We start from the raw sequence: 16,725 nt of genomic DNA on the forward strand, positions 1-16,725 counted from the left end.
TTGGATTATAAGAATATAAATTTTATGTTATTTAGTTTGTGTCTTTACTTTTTCAAAAGAAAAAGTAAAGACACATAAACTTTTCAATTGGCTATAAAATAATATTTCTGATTCCCATATAATTTTTATATAAAAACTAAATGTTTAAAATACAACGAATTTTACTCAAACCTATCCTTATATTTTTTAAATAAAGTATTCATTACTAGTAATACCACACCTACGCCCAGTAAGACTAAAGCTCTAATTAGAAAGTCGGCATTAGACAAATCGAAAAACATTAATCGAATAAGACATAAACCAACTAACAAAAGCGATACATATCGGAAATATTTCTCTTTTAAAGTAATACCTAAAATAAGCAAGCCTAAAGCTTCTAATATCCAGAAGAAGGTTAATATTCCTTTATCAAAAGTCAAGTATAAAAAGGAGCCTATACTTAACGTAGCAGGGTAAATTAATAAGCTATTTTTGAGTTTAAACTCTTCCATCCATTTATAACTTAGATAAATATAAACAGCAAGTAGAATGAATATTAATAGATAAAAGATTAAAAATTTGGTTTCATAAAAATTAAAACTAAAGAAAGCTAAATGTAAATTGGCCAACAAATAATACACAAAATGGATATCTTTCACTTTGCTTATTTTCTTATGATACAAGTACAGATTTAGTATAGCTACAACGCACCAAAAAATAGGTAACCATTTATGTTCTAATTGGGAAAACATGATAAAGGATAACCACGCGTTTATGGTAATTTGGTTATACGATTTTAGAGATTCAACTTTTTCTATTTTATCTAATAAAATAACCAATACAAAACCTAGGGTAATTGCTCCTAATTGTAAAAACCAATCACTAAAACTAAAATGATTCCATTGTAACATACTGTAATTTAATGAGTTGGTTATAGAAAGTAAACCAATTATAGAGATGGTAAAAGATTGGATTTTTACTTTTAATCGGGTAATTACAAAGTAATTACTTATAGCTAAAAGCATTAAAAATAACGAAATGCAATTGGTTTCTAATTGAATAAATAATAAGAATAATAGACCTATATTTTGAAGATAAGGTAAGATAAACGAATAATTTTTATCCTCAGGTATATTCTTATCTGTGATATATAAATAGGAATAAGCTAAGGTGATTGTAAAACTTATAAACTGAGACAGGTAAACGTAAAAAAAGGAGTCAGTTGTATTGTTTTTTAATGCAGTTGAAACCATTAGAACAGTAGCTGCTACTGTTAGTACAAATGAATACACTAAAAAGCGTTTACACTCTATGAATTTTTGAAAAGCGATAAAGAAAAGTATTCCTAATGAGGCAATGTATATAGGTAAATACGTTATTCTTATGCAAGAAATACCAAAAATCAAAGTCGTAATAATGATAAACTCGGTATTAAAAACATTTAATTTTTTCCAATTGGGTAAATTGTCTTCTGTGTTTTTTCTAAATCTTTTAATGAATAAAACATACGATTCTATAAGTACTATTCCAATGCTAATTAAAGCTTTGTTTGCATTCGAAAACATAGTTGTTTTGAAAATAAATGTTAAAGTACCTATAATTATAAATAAAAAGTAAAACAGATACAAAATCGATTGATTGTTACTGCAAAGATTTTTTCGTTTGTAGGCAACCCAAAGAAATTCGTGATTCAATAAACCAATACTAAACAAACTAAAAATTTGAAGTATCTCAAAATGGCTTAAATATTTAAAGTTTAAGATTAGTAGTAAGATATTTACCCCCACAATTCCTGAAAAGCCTACGTAAAAATCATTCTTGTAAAATTCTTTTTGGTACCAATTTAGGGTTATGATAGCGAATAAACCAATACTAAATAGTCCATCTTGGTAGGTTTTGTCTTGAATGTTAATTAGAACAAGGCCAATTAAAATAGTTAGCAAATAATAAAGAATTCTTCCTATTTCAAAAGTTTTAGCATCAAATTTCCATTTTAAAAAGAACCATATTCCTGCAAAAGCTATCAAAGCATAGTAAAAAGAATTACCGTGTAAAGCGTTCCATTTTAAAATAACGATGGTAGAAAAAATCATCGCTAATAGGCCATTGATGCTAATGCTTTTTTCTAGGAAAAGAGAATCAACTTCTAGATATTCTTTTTTTATTTGCGAAATAATAGGAACAGCTATTGCTATACAAAAGAGTAGGATCGAAGAAAATAAAATAGTAAAACTCTGGTTTGCCTCAATATTATTTGTTACTAGTAATGCAAAGAAAATGGTCAAGGCTACTACCATAAAGTGATTTACTGACAAGAGTATTTTGTGTAGTAAAACTTCTTTTTCTTTGTAAACAATGAATAAACATACTAGAACTAGGCTATAAAGAATACAAGCAATAATATCAAGTCCTATATTCCAATCATTCAGCATAATGATACTCAATCCAGCAAGAATAAAAGAAACCATACCATCTAGATTATATAACCAGTACACTTTTTTCTTTCGTGCTTTGAGTGCCATAAAAAAGCAAATTATTGCACCTAGAAATAATACAACTATTTTAAATTTGCTTCCCGTTGCGTGCAATAGTAATCCCGTTGCAAACAAAAGCCAATTGGTCAAATGGGTAATAAAAGCAGGTTTGTCAAAATAGGAATTTTCATATATAGCTCTATACTGCATAAATAAACAGCTGCCAGCCACTGTAATGATTCCAAGAATAGCAAAAATATTTTCGGTAGCGGTTAATTTTGTTCCTTGGGCATTAAACCAAATGTCGAATATCACAAAACCTATAATGACTATTAACAGGTGATATTCCCATTTTTCTTTATAAGATAGAAGAATACCTATCGTAGCTGTAATGGCTGCCAAGAGGAATGTAATTAATAATTTATCAGGAATAACACAAAGTATTAAGATACTCAAGACAACGTGAAGCGATAAAAAAGTTTGTTTTTTTATGATGTAACCTACATATAAATTTACCCCTATTCCAAGACCAATAAGAGCGTAACCCATTGTTGTGTTGGAAATAAAAGTCAAAGCATCAATTTGGGATGCACCAAAGCAACTAAATAAAAACAAACTGGCCCCTGCGCTTCGTAACCACAAACCAGTATTTACCCATTTTTCTTTCTTTTTAAGAATATAGTAAGAACCAACAAATAAGCCGGCGTATAACCATAAAATGAATATTCTGAAAAACGGTGATACTTTCAAAGCCGTATAAATACTCAAATAGCCTATACCTAGCACCATAATAGCTGTTCCTAATATACCAGTCCAATTGTCTGCAAATTGTTTTTCGGCTTTTTTTAGAAAAATTGAAAAAGCACTTTCTTGGTATATTTCTTCTTTAGTTGGTTGTTTGGTAAAAGGAATCGCTTCTTTTTCTTCAATACTATTTATCTTATTAATTTCGGTTGGTACTACTTCTTGAATAGTTTTGGATTGAGGTTCTTCAATGAATTCTACTGAAGTTGGTGTAGCAACTGGAGTTTGAGACACTGTTTGAGATAATTCAATAGGAGTATTGATAGTTTCGGCTACAATTTGTTTTTCCTCCGTAGTGCTAGGAGGTACAAATTCAACGTCTATACGTGAAATATTTTCAATGCCTTGTTCCTGAACAACTTCTAAAGGTTTTTCTGTTTCAGGTATAACAGGAGAAGTTGTTATAAAACCTTCTTCAAGTTTATATTTTATGCTTTCTAATTCTTTTTTTAAGAAATTGTTTTCTGATTTTAGTTTGTTAATATCAGATAAAGCGTTGTTGAATCTTTTTTTTAAATCTTTAATTTGAGAATATAAAATGATGAAAAGTATAAGTAGTAGAAATATCCAGAAATCCATTGTTTAATTTTTTGTAAATATAAATTTATTTTATATTGCTTTGTAATTAAATTCTAAGAATCATTAACAGTTTATCACTTTGGGTTATATAATCCAGTTGAATTAAAATTAATTAAGTTTAAAAAGCTATGTGTTACTTACGTTATGTGATCCCTCCTTGGTTAGGGATGACAAGAACGCCGAATAATTTTTTATAGTAAATCATCGTCTAGTTTGTCACTCCGACGATAGGAGGAGTCACATAAAGAATTTAATATTTAATACAGTTATTCAAAAAAATGATTCAAAAATTCAAAGTTAGGATTGAATTCTTTAATTAATTCTAATTTCTTCTCTCGTCTCCAACTTTTTAATTCTTTTTCACGATTTATTACTTCTTGTACCCAAGTAAATGTTTGGTAATAAACCAAATGCTTTAAGTTGTATTTTGCTGCAAATGTTTTATTACCGATTTCTATATTTAATCTATGTTGTTCTAATCTGAGTTTAAGATTGTTTGTCATTCCAATGTAAAAAGTCGAACGAAAATCGTTTGTGATGATATAAACATAATATGTATGAAAACCTTTTTGAGGATTGAATGGATCCATAATATAAGTTATTTTTTGTTATTGAGTTTGTCACTCCGACGAAAGGAGGAGTCGTATAATCTGATTAAATTTTATAAGCTATGTGTTACTTACTTTATGTGATCCCTCCTTGCGTCGGGATGACAAGATACCGAATAATTCATTCCTAAAATCATCGTCCAGTTTGTCACTCCGACGCAAGGAGGAGTTGCATAATCTAGATTAAATTTTATAAGCTATGTATTGCTTACTTTATGAGATCCCTCCTTGCGTCGGGATGACAAAATTTAGCTTTTATCTTTCTCTTTCTTCTGTTGAAATAAATTTATAAATATTCAAAGAACTTATCTAGACAAACATAGGATGACAAGATTACGAGTAATTCATTCCTAAAATCATCGTCCAGTTTGTCACTCCGACGGAAGGAGGAGTCACATAATTTAAGTCAAAGTTTTCTACGAAGCTTTAAAGTATAATATTACCCACTTTATGTGATCCCTCCTTGCGTCGGTATGACAAGATTACGAATAATTCATTCCTAAAATCATCGTCCAGTTTGTCACTCCGACGAAAGGAGGAGTCACATAATCTAAGTAAAAATGAATTCTTTGAGCAATAATTTCCTCCAATTGTGTTTGATTATACCCCGTTAACTAACAAATAATGGTATCGACTTCCGCTTTTGTACGACCCTTTTTCTCCGCTTTAGCTATGTAATGCGGATACACGGAAGTGAATGTGGTTTTGAAGATGCATTGTTTTGCATTTTTTTAAGTGATTTCTTGAAGTTAATTAAAATTTAGTATTTGTAATAGATTTCAATTTGTTTAAATCACTGGGGTCTTCCAGTCTATGAATCATTCTATGGCAATTACTACAAAGAACAGCAAAATCATTTTCAAGATTAACCTCAAAATTCCCTAAATCCAGTTTGGAAATTGGTGTTAAGTGATGAGCTTCAATGAATTTATCTCCAAGAGTACCATATTTTTGCTTGAAATCAAAATTACAAGCTTCACAAGTATAGCCTTTAACATCTTTTACTTTGTTAGAAATAGAAGAATTGCGTTCAATTCTGAAATGTAATCTTAGTTTTTTTTGTTCAATTGCATTTAGTCCTTCTTTTAATTCGTATTGATTATCGTTGAAAATTATCTCATCATAATATTTTAAGAATTTTTGAATATCCGCTTTTAATTCTTCATCACTAGGTAAATTGGTTGATGGATAATATTTAGCAATAATATTTCCCGCTTCATATAATATAGCATTTTTTGACTTTGATTTTAAATCAATTTTAATCAATTCATTGTTGAAATTAATTTTGGCACGAAAATCTTCTGCACGCAATTTAAGTACTTGTTTTGAATCTTTTTTATAGTATTCTAATACTTCAGTAACACCTTGGTTCAAGGATAAATATATCCCGGACATGTCTGCTGTAAAAAGAAAAACAGGATAAAATCCTGATTGAGGGGATTTAGTTATCAAGATATCTAGTATTGCTATCCAAGGACAATCAGTCCAATTACCTTTACCTGGTGAACCTTGAATTTTATACCTTTCCTTATTTGAAATTAATTTTGTTATTTTTTCAGGAATATCCTTCCTTAATTTGTTTGCCAATTGATTTCCTGAAAAATTAGTTTTTTTTTCTTTCAGATATTCAGTAATTGGTTCTCTTAAAATGTTTTCCATTGATTTTAATTTTTTTAAAATGGATATTTACCAAATATAATAAAATCCCCACAAAAAAAGCGGTCTATTACAACCGCTTTCCTTTCTTTATTTCTGTTTTTCAATCCATTTCCTAGCATTAACAAAAGCTTCTAACCAAGGAGAAACTTCGTCCTTCTGTCCGCGGTCTGGGTAGTTTGCCCAGTTCCAAGGGAAGATGGAACGCTCAATATGTGGCATCATTACCAAGTGACGTCCTGTAGTGTCGCACATCATAGCGGTGTTATAGTCAGAACCATTCGGGTTGGCTGGATAACCTTCGTAAGCATATTTACCTACAATGTTGTATTTATCCTCACCGTATGGTAACTTGAATTTACCTTCCCCGTGTGAAATCCAAACGCCTAAAGTCAATCCTTCTAATGAAGATAACATCACCGAGTTGTTTTTTTGGATTTTTACCGAAGTAAAGCCACTTTCGTGTTTGTTAGACGTGTTATGGTGCATTTTTCCGTGTTCTTCGTGTTCTGGATTGATTAATTCCAATTCCATTAACAACTGACAACCGTTACAAATACCTACTGATAACGTGTCTTCACGCTTGAAGAAGTTTTGTAAAGCGGTATTTGCCTTTTCGTTATATAAGAAAGCACCTGCCCAACCTTTAGCTGAACCTAAAACATCAGAGTTAGAGAAACCACCTACAGCTCCAATAAATTGGATGTCTTCAAGCGTTTCACGACCTGAGATTAAATCGGTCATGTGCACGTCTTTTACATCAAAACCAGCTAAGTACATCGCATTGGCCATTTCACGCTCTGAGTTACTTCCTTTTTCACGGATGATGGCAGCCTTAGGAGCCCCCTCCCGACCTCCCCCAAAGGGTGAGGCGATAGTACCGCTGAAGTTTTTAGGGAATACAAACTGTAATGGTTGATTTTTGTAATTATTGTAACGCTCTTGTGCCATTCCATTTTTAGATTGTTTTGAATCTAATAGGAATGATGTTTTATACCAAGTGTCTCTTAACTGAGGAATATCAAAATTGAATTTGTCATTGAAATTTGCTATTGAAATTGTATTTCCTTCGGTTACTGTACCAATTTTAAATACTTTCACATTGCGTTTCGCAAAAGCTAAATCAATAGCTTCGTCTCCTAAATTAGACTGGAATACTACCCCAATATTTTCGTTGAATAAGGCTTTAACAGTATCCGCTTCATTAAGAATAGTCAAGTCGATGTTGGCACCTATGTTTACATCAGCAAAACACATTTCCAATAAAGTTGTGATTAAACCACCACTTCCTACATCGTGACCTGCGCTGATATTTCTTTCTTTAATTTGGTTTTGAATTTCATTAAATGCTTTACGAACGTAAACCGCATCTTTCATTGTTGGTACTTCATTACCAATTTTATTCAAAATCTGATTAAAAGAAGACCCTCCTAATTTGAAAGTATCTTGTGAAAGGTTGATATAGTAGATGTTACCACCGTCTTTCTTAAGTACAGGTTCAACTACTTTAGTGATGTTTGAACAACTTCCCATAGCTGAAATAATAACCGTACCAGGTGCTATTACTTCATCATTAGGGTATTTTTGTTTCATTGAAAGCGAGTCTTTACCTGTTGGGATATTGATACCTAACTCGATAGCAAAATCCGAACAACCTTTTACTGCTTCGTACAAACGAGCATCTTCACCTTCATTTTTACAAGGCCACATCCAGTTAGCCGATAATGAAACCGATTGTAATCCGTCTTTTAAAGGAGCCCAAACTAAGTTGGATAATGCTTCACCAATGGCATTTTTAGAACCTGCTACTGGATCTACAATTGCTGCTATTGGAGCATGTCCAATAGAAGTTGCAATACCTTCTTTGCCTTTATAATCTAATGCCATTACACCTACATTATTCAATGGTAATTGTAACGGACCAGCACATTGTTGTTTTGCTACACGTCCACCTACACAACGGTCAACTTTGTTGGTTAACCAGTCTTTACAAGCCACCGCTTCTAATTGTAATAGTTGGTTTAAGTAGTTTGGTATTTCGGTAACGTTATACTCTGGATTAGCATAATTACGATTAACCTTTTTATCCGTCATTATGGTTTTAGGCGAACTACCAAAGAAATCTTCTAAAGCATAATCCATTGGTTTTGCACCCGTAGTTTTCGATTCGAAAGTAAAACGATTGTCATTGGTTACATCACCCACAGTGTACATAGGAGAGCGCTCTCTTTCTGCAATGCGGTTTAAAGTTTCGATATCTTTTTCACCAATTACTAATCCCATTCTTTCTTGCGATTCGTTACCGATGATTTCTTTAGCCGAAAGGGTAGGGTCACCAACAGGTAATTTGTCTAAATCGATATGTCCACCCGTAGCTTCTACTAATTCTGATAAACAGTTTAAGTGTCCACCAGCACCGTGGTCGTGAATCGAAACGATAGGGTTATTATCACTTTCTACTAAGCCACGAATGGCATTAGCTGCGCGTTTTTGCATTTCTGGGTTAGAACGTTGGATGGCATTTAATTCGATACCCGAACCAAAAGCACCTGTATCTGCCGAAGATACCGCAGCACCACCCATACCAATTCTATAGTTTTCACCACCTAAAATAACGATTTTGTCGCCTGCTTTAGGTTCGTGTTTTTTAGCTTGTTCTAATTTTCCGTAACCAATACCACCCGCTTGCATAATGACTTTGTCGAAACCTAATTTGCGCGCTTCTTCTTCGTGCTCGAAAGTTAAAATTGAACCTGTAATTAACGGTTGACCGAATTTATTTCCAAAATCAGAAGCTCCATTTGAAGCTTTGATTAAAATATCCATTGGAGTTTGGTATAACCAAGCTCTTTCATCCATAGCATTTTCCCACGGACGCGTTTCTTCTAAACGCGAGTAAGAAGTCATATACACCGCTGTACCTGCTAATGGTAAAGAACCTTGACCACCTGCTAAACGGTCACGAATTTCACCTCCTGAACCTGTAGCAGCACCGTTGAAAGGCTCTACTGTAGTAGGGAAATTGTGCGTTTCTGCTTTTAAGGATAAAACCGATTCGAATTCTTTTTCTTGGTAAAAATCAGGTTTGTCAGCACTTTTTGGAGCAAACTGAACGGCTTTTGGTCCTTTTACAAAAGCTACGTTATCTTTATAGGCTGAAACAATCTCGTTAGGATGTGTTTCCGATGTTTTTTTAATTAATTTGAATAAAGAAGTAGGTTGTTCTTCACCGTCAATAACAAAAGTTCCGTTGAAAATTTTGTGACGGCAGTGTTCTGAATTGGCTTGTGAGAAAGCAAAAATTTCAGAATCAGTTAATTTTCTTCCAATTTTAGTTGAAAGATTATGTAAATAAGCAACTTCTTCGGTGCTTAATGCTAAACCTTCTTGTTGGTTGTAAGCTTCAATATCTTCAATTTCAAGAATGGGTTCTGGCTGAATATTGATTGTATAAATTTCTTGATTTAATTCCGAATATTTTTGAGCTAACATCGGGTCAAAATCAGTAAAATCTTCTGTTACTTTTTGAAACTCTTCAATACGGATAATCCCTTGAATACCCATATTTTGAGTGATTTCAACGGCATTCGTACTCCAAGGCGTTACCATAGCGGCACGAGGACCAACAAAAAAATCCGCCAATACGGATTTTTCTATTTTATGTGCGTTGCCAAAAAGCCAGTTTAATTTGTTGATGTCTTCCGTCGATAATTCGTTTTGCGTTTGTACGGCAAAAACAGTGTTGGTTGCGTTACCAAAAAAATGAATCATTTTTATTGTGTTGTTGTGTTTGTTGGGACAAATGTAATATTTACTTTTTGAAAAAAGAAATAAGATTTTTCAAAACACTTTAAGGGATTTATGTGTATTTCGTCGTTTTTTTTAGTTCTTTTGTTATGTTTTTGGGTTATTTTGTATTAAAATAACAAACAATATTATGAAAACTTATTTAATAGCGGCTTTGCTGTTTTTTAATTTTAACTTCTATTCACAATCGTTTGTCTTTGATCAAAAGATGTATAAGTCAATTGAAGATAAGACTATTAAATTTGATGAGATTAATAAAAGAGTTGAAGAATCTTTTAAAAATCGCATTATTGATGCTAAGGGTAGTGGTTGGAAAGTGTATCAAAGATGGAAGTATATGGCAAGCTTTGAGGTAGACGAAAACGGTTATTTGCCTAATTCGATTGCAATTGATAAAATGAAGACTGAATTTAAAGAAAGTCCTTCTTTTAATGACAAAATTTACAGAAAATCATTAAACAATTTATGGGCACCAGCAGGGCCTTTTACATATACTAATAAGGGATCTTGGAGTACAGGTCAAGGTAGGGTGAATTGTTCTGTTACAGATCCTAATAATGAAGATATAATTTATATAGGTGCAGCTGCAGGAGGTGTTTGGAAATCTACAGATGGAGGATTAAATTGGTCGCCTAAAACTGATTTTATAGATTCTATAGGTATTTCAGGTTTAGCAATAGATCCTAATAATACGAATGTAATATATGCAATAACTGGAGATGCAGACGGAGCAGATACCGTTTTTGATGGTCTTTACAAATCTAATGATGGAGGGGATACTTGGATAAAAATGGGGCTAACAGATGTGAATTATGGTAGAACAATATTGATAGATCCTAATAATAGTAATGTTGTAATTGTAGGAACTAATTCAGGTGTATATCGTTCAGAGGATGGAGGACTTTCTTTTGAACTAACTTCAGATAGTGACGTTATCTATCAGTTGGCGTTTCATCCTACTAATTCAAATATAGTGTATGCTTCTAATTCAACAGGAGGAGATACTTTTATTTATAAAAGTGTTGATAATGGGGTAAATTGGGAAATGAAGAAATCTTTTGTGCGAGTAAAAAAGATGCTTATGGCTACTACAAAGGCAGATCCTAATTATTTGTACTTATTAGGTGCTAATACATCTGGAGATTTAAATGGCTTTAAAGGGGTTTATTTATCGGTTGATGCGGGAGAAAATTTTACACTTAAAAATGATAGGACTGATATTTTAGAAAGCTATCAAAGTTATTATGATTTGGCATTGGCTGTATCGCAAACTAATAAAGATTTGATTTATACAGGATGTCTTAATATGTGGGGTTCAAAAGATGGAGGGATAACGTTTACCAAATTGAATCATTGGAGTAATATTTCTGATCCACGATATACGCATGCAGATATACATAATATAAGAACAGTAGGTTCTGATGTATATGTATCTTCAGATGGAGGTATTTATATTTCTAAAGATGCGGGTAATACTTTTGTAAATAGAACATCGGGTTTGCAAATAAGCCAGTTTTATAAAATGGATACTTCACCATTAACTAATTCTAGATTGGTAGGAGGATTACAGGACAATGGGGGATATGTATCAGATAATGATGTTTGGTCTAATTTTTATGGAGGAGATGGTATGGATACCGCAATAAATCCAGTAAAACCTCATTTAGCATACGGTTTTACACAGTATGGCGGAAATTTATATGAATATAATTTTAATTCAAAATATGATGGTTCTTTTATTGCAAATCATAGTTATGAAAAAGGAGAGTGGGTTACTCCTTTAGAAATTTCAAATAGAGGAAATATTTATGGAGGCTGGAAAGAGATAGAGGAGTTGGTTAATAGGACTTGGAAACCGATAACGAATAATTCTAATGGATATAATATAAAGAATATGAAAGTTAATCCATTATATCCTAATAGATTGTTATATTATAGAAAAAGTAAGGCTAATGCTAATTTTGATGAATTAATTTATACTGAAGAAGAAAGGGATAATTTAGGTAATTTAGTTCCAAAAGTAATTACTCTTCCTTCTACTTCAAGATTGGTTAAGAACTTAGCAGCTATTTGTTTTAATCCTGTAAATCCAGCTATTTTTTATATACTATATGCAGGAAAAATTTATAAAACAGCTGATTCAGGAAAAACATGGAATGATATAAGTTTTAATTTGCCTTATTCAACTACTTATTGTATTGCAGCGCAAGGAAATCAAAAAAATTCAGTTTATGTAGGAACTAATTTAGGCGTGTATTATTTTGATGAAGAATCTAATTCTTGGAGTCTTTTTAATAATGGTTTGCCAAGAGTAAAAGTTACAGAGTTAAAAATTAATACTTCTGAAAATAACTTAACGGCTTCAACTTACGGAAGAGGAATATGGAGAGTTGCTTTACCTAGCGGGACACTTGCTGTAGAAGAGCAGGTATTAAATGAATATAAAGGAGGTGTTTTTCCTAATCCATCTAATGGCGTTTTTAAAATTAATGTTAGTATTGAAGAGCCTTTAAAAATGGCTATATATGACGTGTCAGGAAAAATGATTTTTGAAAAAAGTTTTCAATCGTTATCTCCTAATGACGAAATTAATATTTCAAATAATCCGAAAGGAATTTATTTATTAGACATAAAATCAGATCAATACACTATCAGAAAAAAGATTTTAATAAAATAATTAGAATTATATAGCGTAAAATCTTTTTAATTGAAAATAAAAAGGAGTAAGATGCGTTATACTTGTGTAGTAAAGACACTTTTAGACTGTCCTGAAATAATTTAAAAAGAAAATAAATAAAAGTAATATCAAGTTTTTTTTTAGTTTTTAACCCTATTTTGAGTAAAAATCAAAATAGGGTTTTAATTTTCTATTAACTCCAAATTCGGTGTTGGATTTGAAGTGAATTAGCAACTTCTGATCTATTCCATTTTGTTTTTTAAATTCAAAATACGTATTCAAATTTTAATGATCAAAATAGTTTATTATTTCTTCTTTTGTAATTTTTGATGAGCATTTGAATTTATTGAGAAATTTTGTTTCACAATGAAGTTTTAATGCGGAATATGTGTAAATATGAAGAAGTAAAGAAAAAAGAATTAATCATAAATAGCGAGAGTTCGACTTAAAAAAACTTTTAACTTGCTAATAAACAGTTCTTTCATATTTCTTTGAGGAACTTTGTGAATAGCTATACGACGAAAAACACAAAGAAAGTACTAATGGAAGTACAAAGTTTTTGTGTAATATCTTAAAAATCAATGCTTTTTATGTCGAACTTACGTTAAAATAGGAATGGTTTTGTATTTTTTTAGAGTGTTTTATAAGGATTGTTTTTTAGTTTATTGACATTTATTGTTTGCAAAGAACTAATTTAGTACAATCAAAAAGAGTCTTTTTTAAACTAAGTAAAGGGTATCTTTTGTGATGAAGATAGAAAAGACAAAGAAATCGCTTCTTTTTATATTCAAAGTTATTTTTATTTGGCTAAATTTATTATTTAAAGAGAAAAGTATATTGTGATATTAAAATTTATTCTGCTATTTTTCGTAATTGGTTTTTATTTTTAATAGCAATTTTTTTACCTGATATACTGATTAACTCTTGTTTGTTTAATTCAGAAAGTAATCGGATACAGCTTTCGGTAGCGGTACCTATTATACCAGCTAATTCTTCTCTGGATAGTTGAATACGAAGAGAGCCGTCTTCATTATTACCAAAAGTTTCTTCTAAATAAATAAGAGTTTCTGCTAAACGTTCTTTTACGCTTTTTTGAGCCATTGAAACCATGTGATCATCAGCTTCCTTTAAATCACCACAAATAGTTTTCATTATATTCATGGAAAACTGATTGTTTTGATTAAAAAATTTCAAAATTTCGCTTTTAGGAACAAAGCAAACTTCCATATCTTCTAAGGCAACAGCACTTAAGTTGGCGGGTTCTTCGCTAATCATAGATCGTTGTCCTAAGAGTTCTCCCGACTTTACTAATTTTACAATTTGGTCTTTACCATTAGTACTCAGTTTGGTCATTTTACAAACACCATCCTTTATACAAAATATGCCATTGGTCATATCACCTTCTTCAAAAATAGACTCTCCTTTTTTAATGGTGTATGACGTTTTACATTCGGCCATTCGTAATAATTCGTCCTTTGTTAGAGCCTTCAAAGAACTGAATTGTCTAACGATACATTGTTCACATTTGCTCATAGCACAAAAATCAGCATCCAAAGATATTTAAAGTATGACAAATATCATAGTAAAATAATCAATAAGAAAGGAAATTTGTTGAAGGTTTTAAAGAGCAAATGAATTTATGGATAAAATACATTGTTTTCATTGTGGAAACGATATTGTAAAAACAGAAGAAATTGTTTTAGAAGACAAGTCTTTTTGCTGTGTGGGCTGTAAAACAGTATATGAGATTTTTAGTCAAAATGATTTGGTTTGTTACTATGACTTTGAGCAATCCCCTGGTACTGCTCCACAGGATATTAAGGGAAAGTACGTTTTTTTGAATGATAAAAAAATCGTTTCTAAATTATTGGATTTTGAAGAAGAAGGAGTTCATGTTGTTTCTTTGTATATACCACATGTACACTGTAGTTCATGTATTTGGATTTTAGAAAATCTTCAAAAGTTAATCGAAGGAGTTGTTAGTTCACAAGTTAATTTTAATCAAAAGAAAGTTAGAATTACCTATAATCCAGTAAAAACGAATCTAAAAGATATTGTTGAAATACTTAGTAAAATAGGTTATGAACCTTACATTAGTTTAGAAAATTATGAAAATAAAAGACAAGAAGTTGATAGAACCTTAATTTATAAAATAGGGGTTGCCTTTTTTTCTTTTGGCAACATTATGTTGCTTTCTTTTCCAGAATATTTTGAAGTAGGGGAGTTTTGGATAGAACAATACAAAAGCTTTTTTCGTTGGTTAATTTTTGCTTTGTCATTACCTCCTTTTTTTTATTCCGCTTGGGGATATTATGTGTCTGCTTGGAAAAGCATTCAGTCAAAAATGCTTAACATAGATATTCCTATTGCTTTAGGAATTGTAGTCATGTTTGTTAGAAGTACTATAGATATAGTTTTTGATTACGGGCAAGGTTTTTTTGATAGTATGTGTGGATTGATTTTCTTTATGTTATTAGGAAGATTATTTCAGCAAAAAACCTATAATTTTTTATCATTTGAACGGGATTATAAATCTTATTTTCCAATAGCCATTACGAAAATTACAGCAGATGGATTAGAAGAACCTATTCAGGTATATGATATTTCAAAAGGAGATAGACTCTTAATTAGAAATCAAGAATTAATTCCTGTAGATGGTATTTTAATTACATCAGAAGGGTCTATTGATTATAGTTTTGTTACAGGTGAAGCCATTCCAATAAAGAAAAAATCGGGAGATAAGGTATATGCTGGAGGAAAGCAAATTGGTAAAGTAATAGAGATAGAAGTGTTAAACTCTGTATCGCAAAGTTATTTAACCCAATTATGGAGTAATGATGTTTTTCAAAAAAGAGTAGAACAAAAGTATAAAACAATTACAGATACTATCAGTCGATATTTTACCCCAGCATTGTTACTATTAGCTTTTTTATCCTTTGTTTTTTGGATATTTAAACAACCTGTTACCGCTTTTAATGTTTTTACGGCAATTCTAATTGTAGCCTGTCCTTGCGCATTGGCATTAACAGCTCCTTTTACGCTAGGTAATGTTCTTCGTATAATGGGGTATAGAAAATTGTATCTTAAAAACACAACGGTTATAGAACAGTTAGCAAAAGTAGACACAATTGTTTTTGATAAGACAGGAACCATTACAACTAATAAAAAAACGGCTATAACTTACGAAGGAACAGAACTAAGTTTAATAGAATTAAAACAGCTGAAAAATGTACTTAGAGGATCTAATCATCCTTTAAGTAGAAGATTATATGATTTTATTCCAGTTTATGAAAAAATAGAAGTAACAGACTTTGAAGAGATAACAGGAAAAGGAATTTTTGCAAAAATAGCTGGAAATTCAATAAAATTAGGTTCCTCTCAATTTTTGGAACACATGAGTGAAAATACTCATAAAAAAACCAAAGTACATATTGAATGGAATGGAATATATAAAGGGAGTTATGTTTTTAATAATCAGTATAGAGAAGGATTGGAACAACTGTTTGAAAATTTATCTAAAAAATACCAATTAGTTGTGTTGTCAGGAGATAATGATGGAGAAAAAAAGATTTTACAAAAAATGTTACCCTCTTCTACGCGTTTAGTTTTTAATCAAAAACCAGAGGAAAAGTTACAATATATTGAAAAATTGCAGAAAGAAGGTAAAAATGTTATGATGGTAGGAGATGGATTGAATGATGCAGGAGCATTAGCTCAAAGTAATATAGGAATTGCTATTTCAGAAAATGTGAATGTTTTTTCTCCTGCTTGTGATGGTATTTTAGATGCAACCCAATTTTCCAAGATACATTTTTTTATGCAATATTCAAAAAATGCCATGAAAACCATCTATATGAGTTTTGGATTATCACTATTGTATAATGTTATAGGACTTAGTTATGCTGTAACAGGTAATTTATTACCTATAGTGGCTGCTATTATAATGCCATTAAGCACTATTACTATTGTGAGTTTTGTAACATTAATGAGTAATTTTTATGCGTCTAAAAAATAATTTTAAGTTACAGATTTGAGGTTTATTAAAAAAAGAAACTTGAAATATTAAACAAAATAGGGAGTATGATAAAAATCATATTTTATCCCATATAGTCAAGGTAAATTTGAAGTGTAAAAATAAAGG

8 protein-coding genes are annotated in these 16,725 nt (G+C 31.1%); 2 read left to right on the plus strand and 6 right to left on the minus strand.

Features of this window, described 5'->3' with window-relative positions; translation table 11 throughout:
* Positions 1 to 161 precede the first annotated feature (161 nt).
* The 5 genes from NAB20_RS09995 to purL form a co-directional block, all read right to left on the minus strand.
* Entirely contained in the window at positions 162 to 3,836 is a 3,675-nt protein-coding gene (locus NAB20_RS09995; RefSeq protein ID WP_375605067.1) for a hypothetical protein, read from the minus strand.
* A gap of 266 nt (positions 3,837 to 4,102) precedes the next feature.
* The gene (locus NAB20_RS10000; protein ID WP_375605068.1) at positions 4,103 to 4,426 is read right to left on the minus strand and encodes a GIY-YIG nuclease family protein; all 324 of its coding nucleotides are present in this window, start codon (positions 4,424 to 4,426) and stop codon (positions 4,103 to 4,105) included.
* Between the two features lie 632 nt (positions 4,427 to 5,058).
* A complete protein-coding gene (locus tag NAB20_RS10005; RefSeq protein ID WP_375605784.1) occupies positions 5,059 to 5,133 on the minus strand; it encodes a DUF2200 family protein in 75 nt (24 codons plus the stop codon).
* A gap of 64 nt (positions 5,134 to 5,197) precedes the next feature.
* A complete protein-coding gene (locus NAB20_RS10010; RefSeq protein ID WP_105196782.1) occupies positions 5,198 to 6,103 on the minus strand; it encodes an MrcB family domain-containing protein in 906 nt (301 codons plus the stop codon).
* Positions 6,104 to 6,190: 87 nt separating this feature from the next.
* Positions 6,191 to 9,871: a phosphoribosylformylglycinamidine synthase gene (gene purL / locus NAB20_RS10015; protein WP_375605069.1), complete on the minus strand. Its 3,681-nt coding sequence runs from the start codon at positions 9,869 to 9,871 to the stop codon at positions 6,191 to 6,193.
* A 244-nt stretch (positions 9,872 to 10,115) separates the two neighbouring features.
* On the opposite strand from purL, the gene NAB20_RS10020 reads away from it, so the two are divergent.
* Positions 10,116 to 12,584, plus strand: a complete 2,469-nt coding sequence (locus NAB20_RS10020; protein ID WP_164849080.1) for a T9SS type A sorting domain-containing protein — start codon at positions 10,116 to 10,118, stop codon at positions 12,582 to 12,584.
* An 852-nt stretch (positions 12,585 to 13,436) separates the two neighbouring features.
* On the opposite strand, the gene NAB20_RS10025 is transcribed toward NAB20_RS10020, so the two are convergent.
* Positions 13,437 to 14,117, minus strand: a complete 681-nt coding sequence (locus NAB20_RS10025; protein ID WP_375605070.1) for a Crp/Fnr family transcriptional regulator — start codon at positions 14,115 to 14,117, stop codon at positions 13,437 to 13,439.
* A 106-nt stretch (positions 14,118 to 14,223) separates the two neighbouring features.
* Here NAB20_RS10025 and NAB20_RS10030 point away from each other — a divergent pair, with 106 nt between their 5' ends.
* The gene (locus tag NAB20_RS10030; protein ID WP_127823156.1) at positions 14,224 to 16,599 is read left to right on the plus strand and encodes a heavy metal translocating P-type ATPase metal-binding domain-containing protein; all 2,376 of its coding nucleotides are present in this window, start codon (positions 14,224 to 14,226) and stop codon (positions 16,597 to 16,599) included.
* Positions 16,600 to 16,725 lie beyond the last annotated feature (126 nt).

The sequence above is a fragment of the Flavobacterium davisii genome (genome assembly GCF_042182265.1).
Taxonomy (GTDB): Bacteria; Bacteroidota; Bacteroidia; order Flavobacteriales; family Flavobacteriaceae; genus Flavobacterium; species Flavobacterium davisii.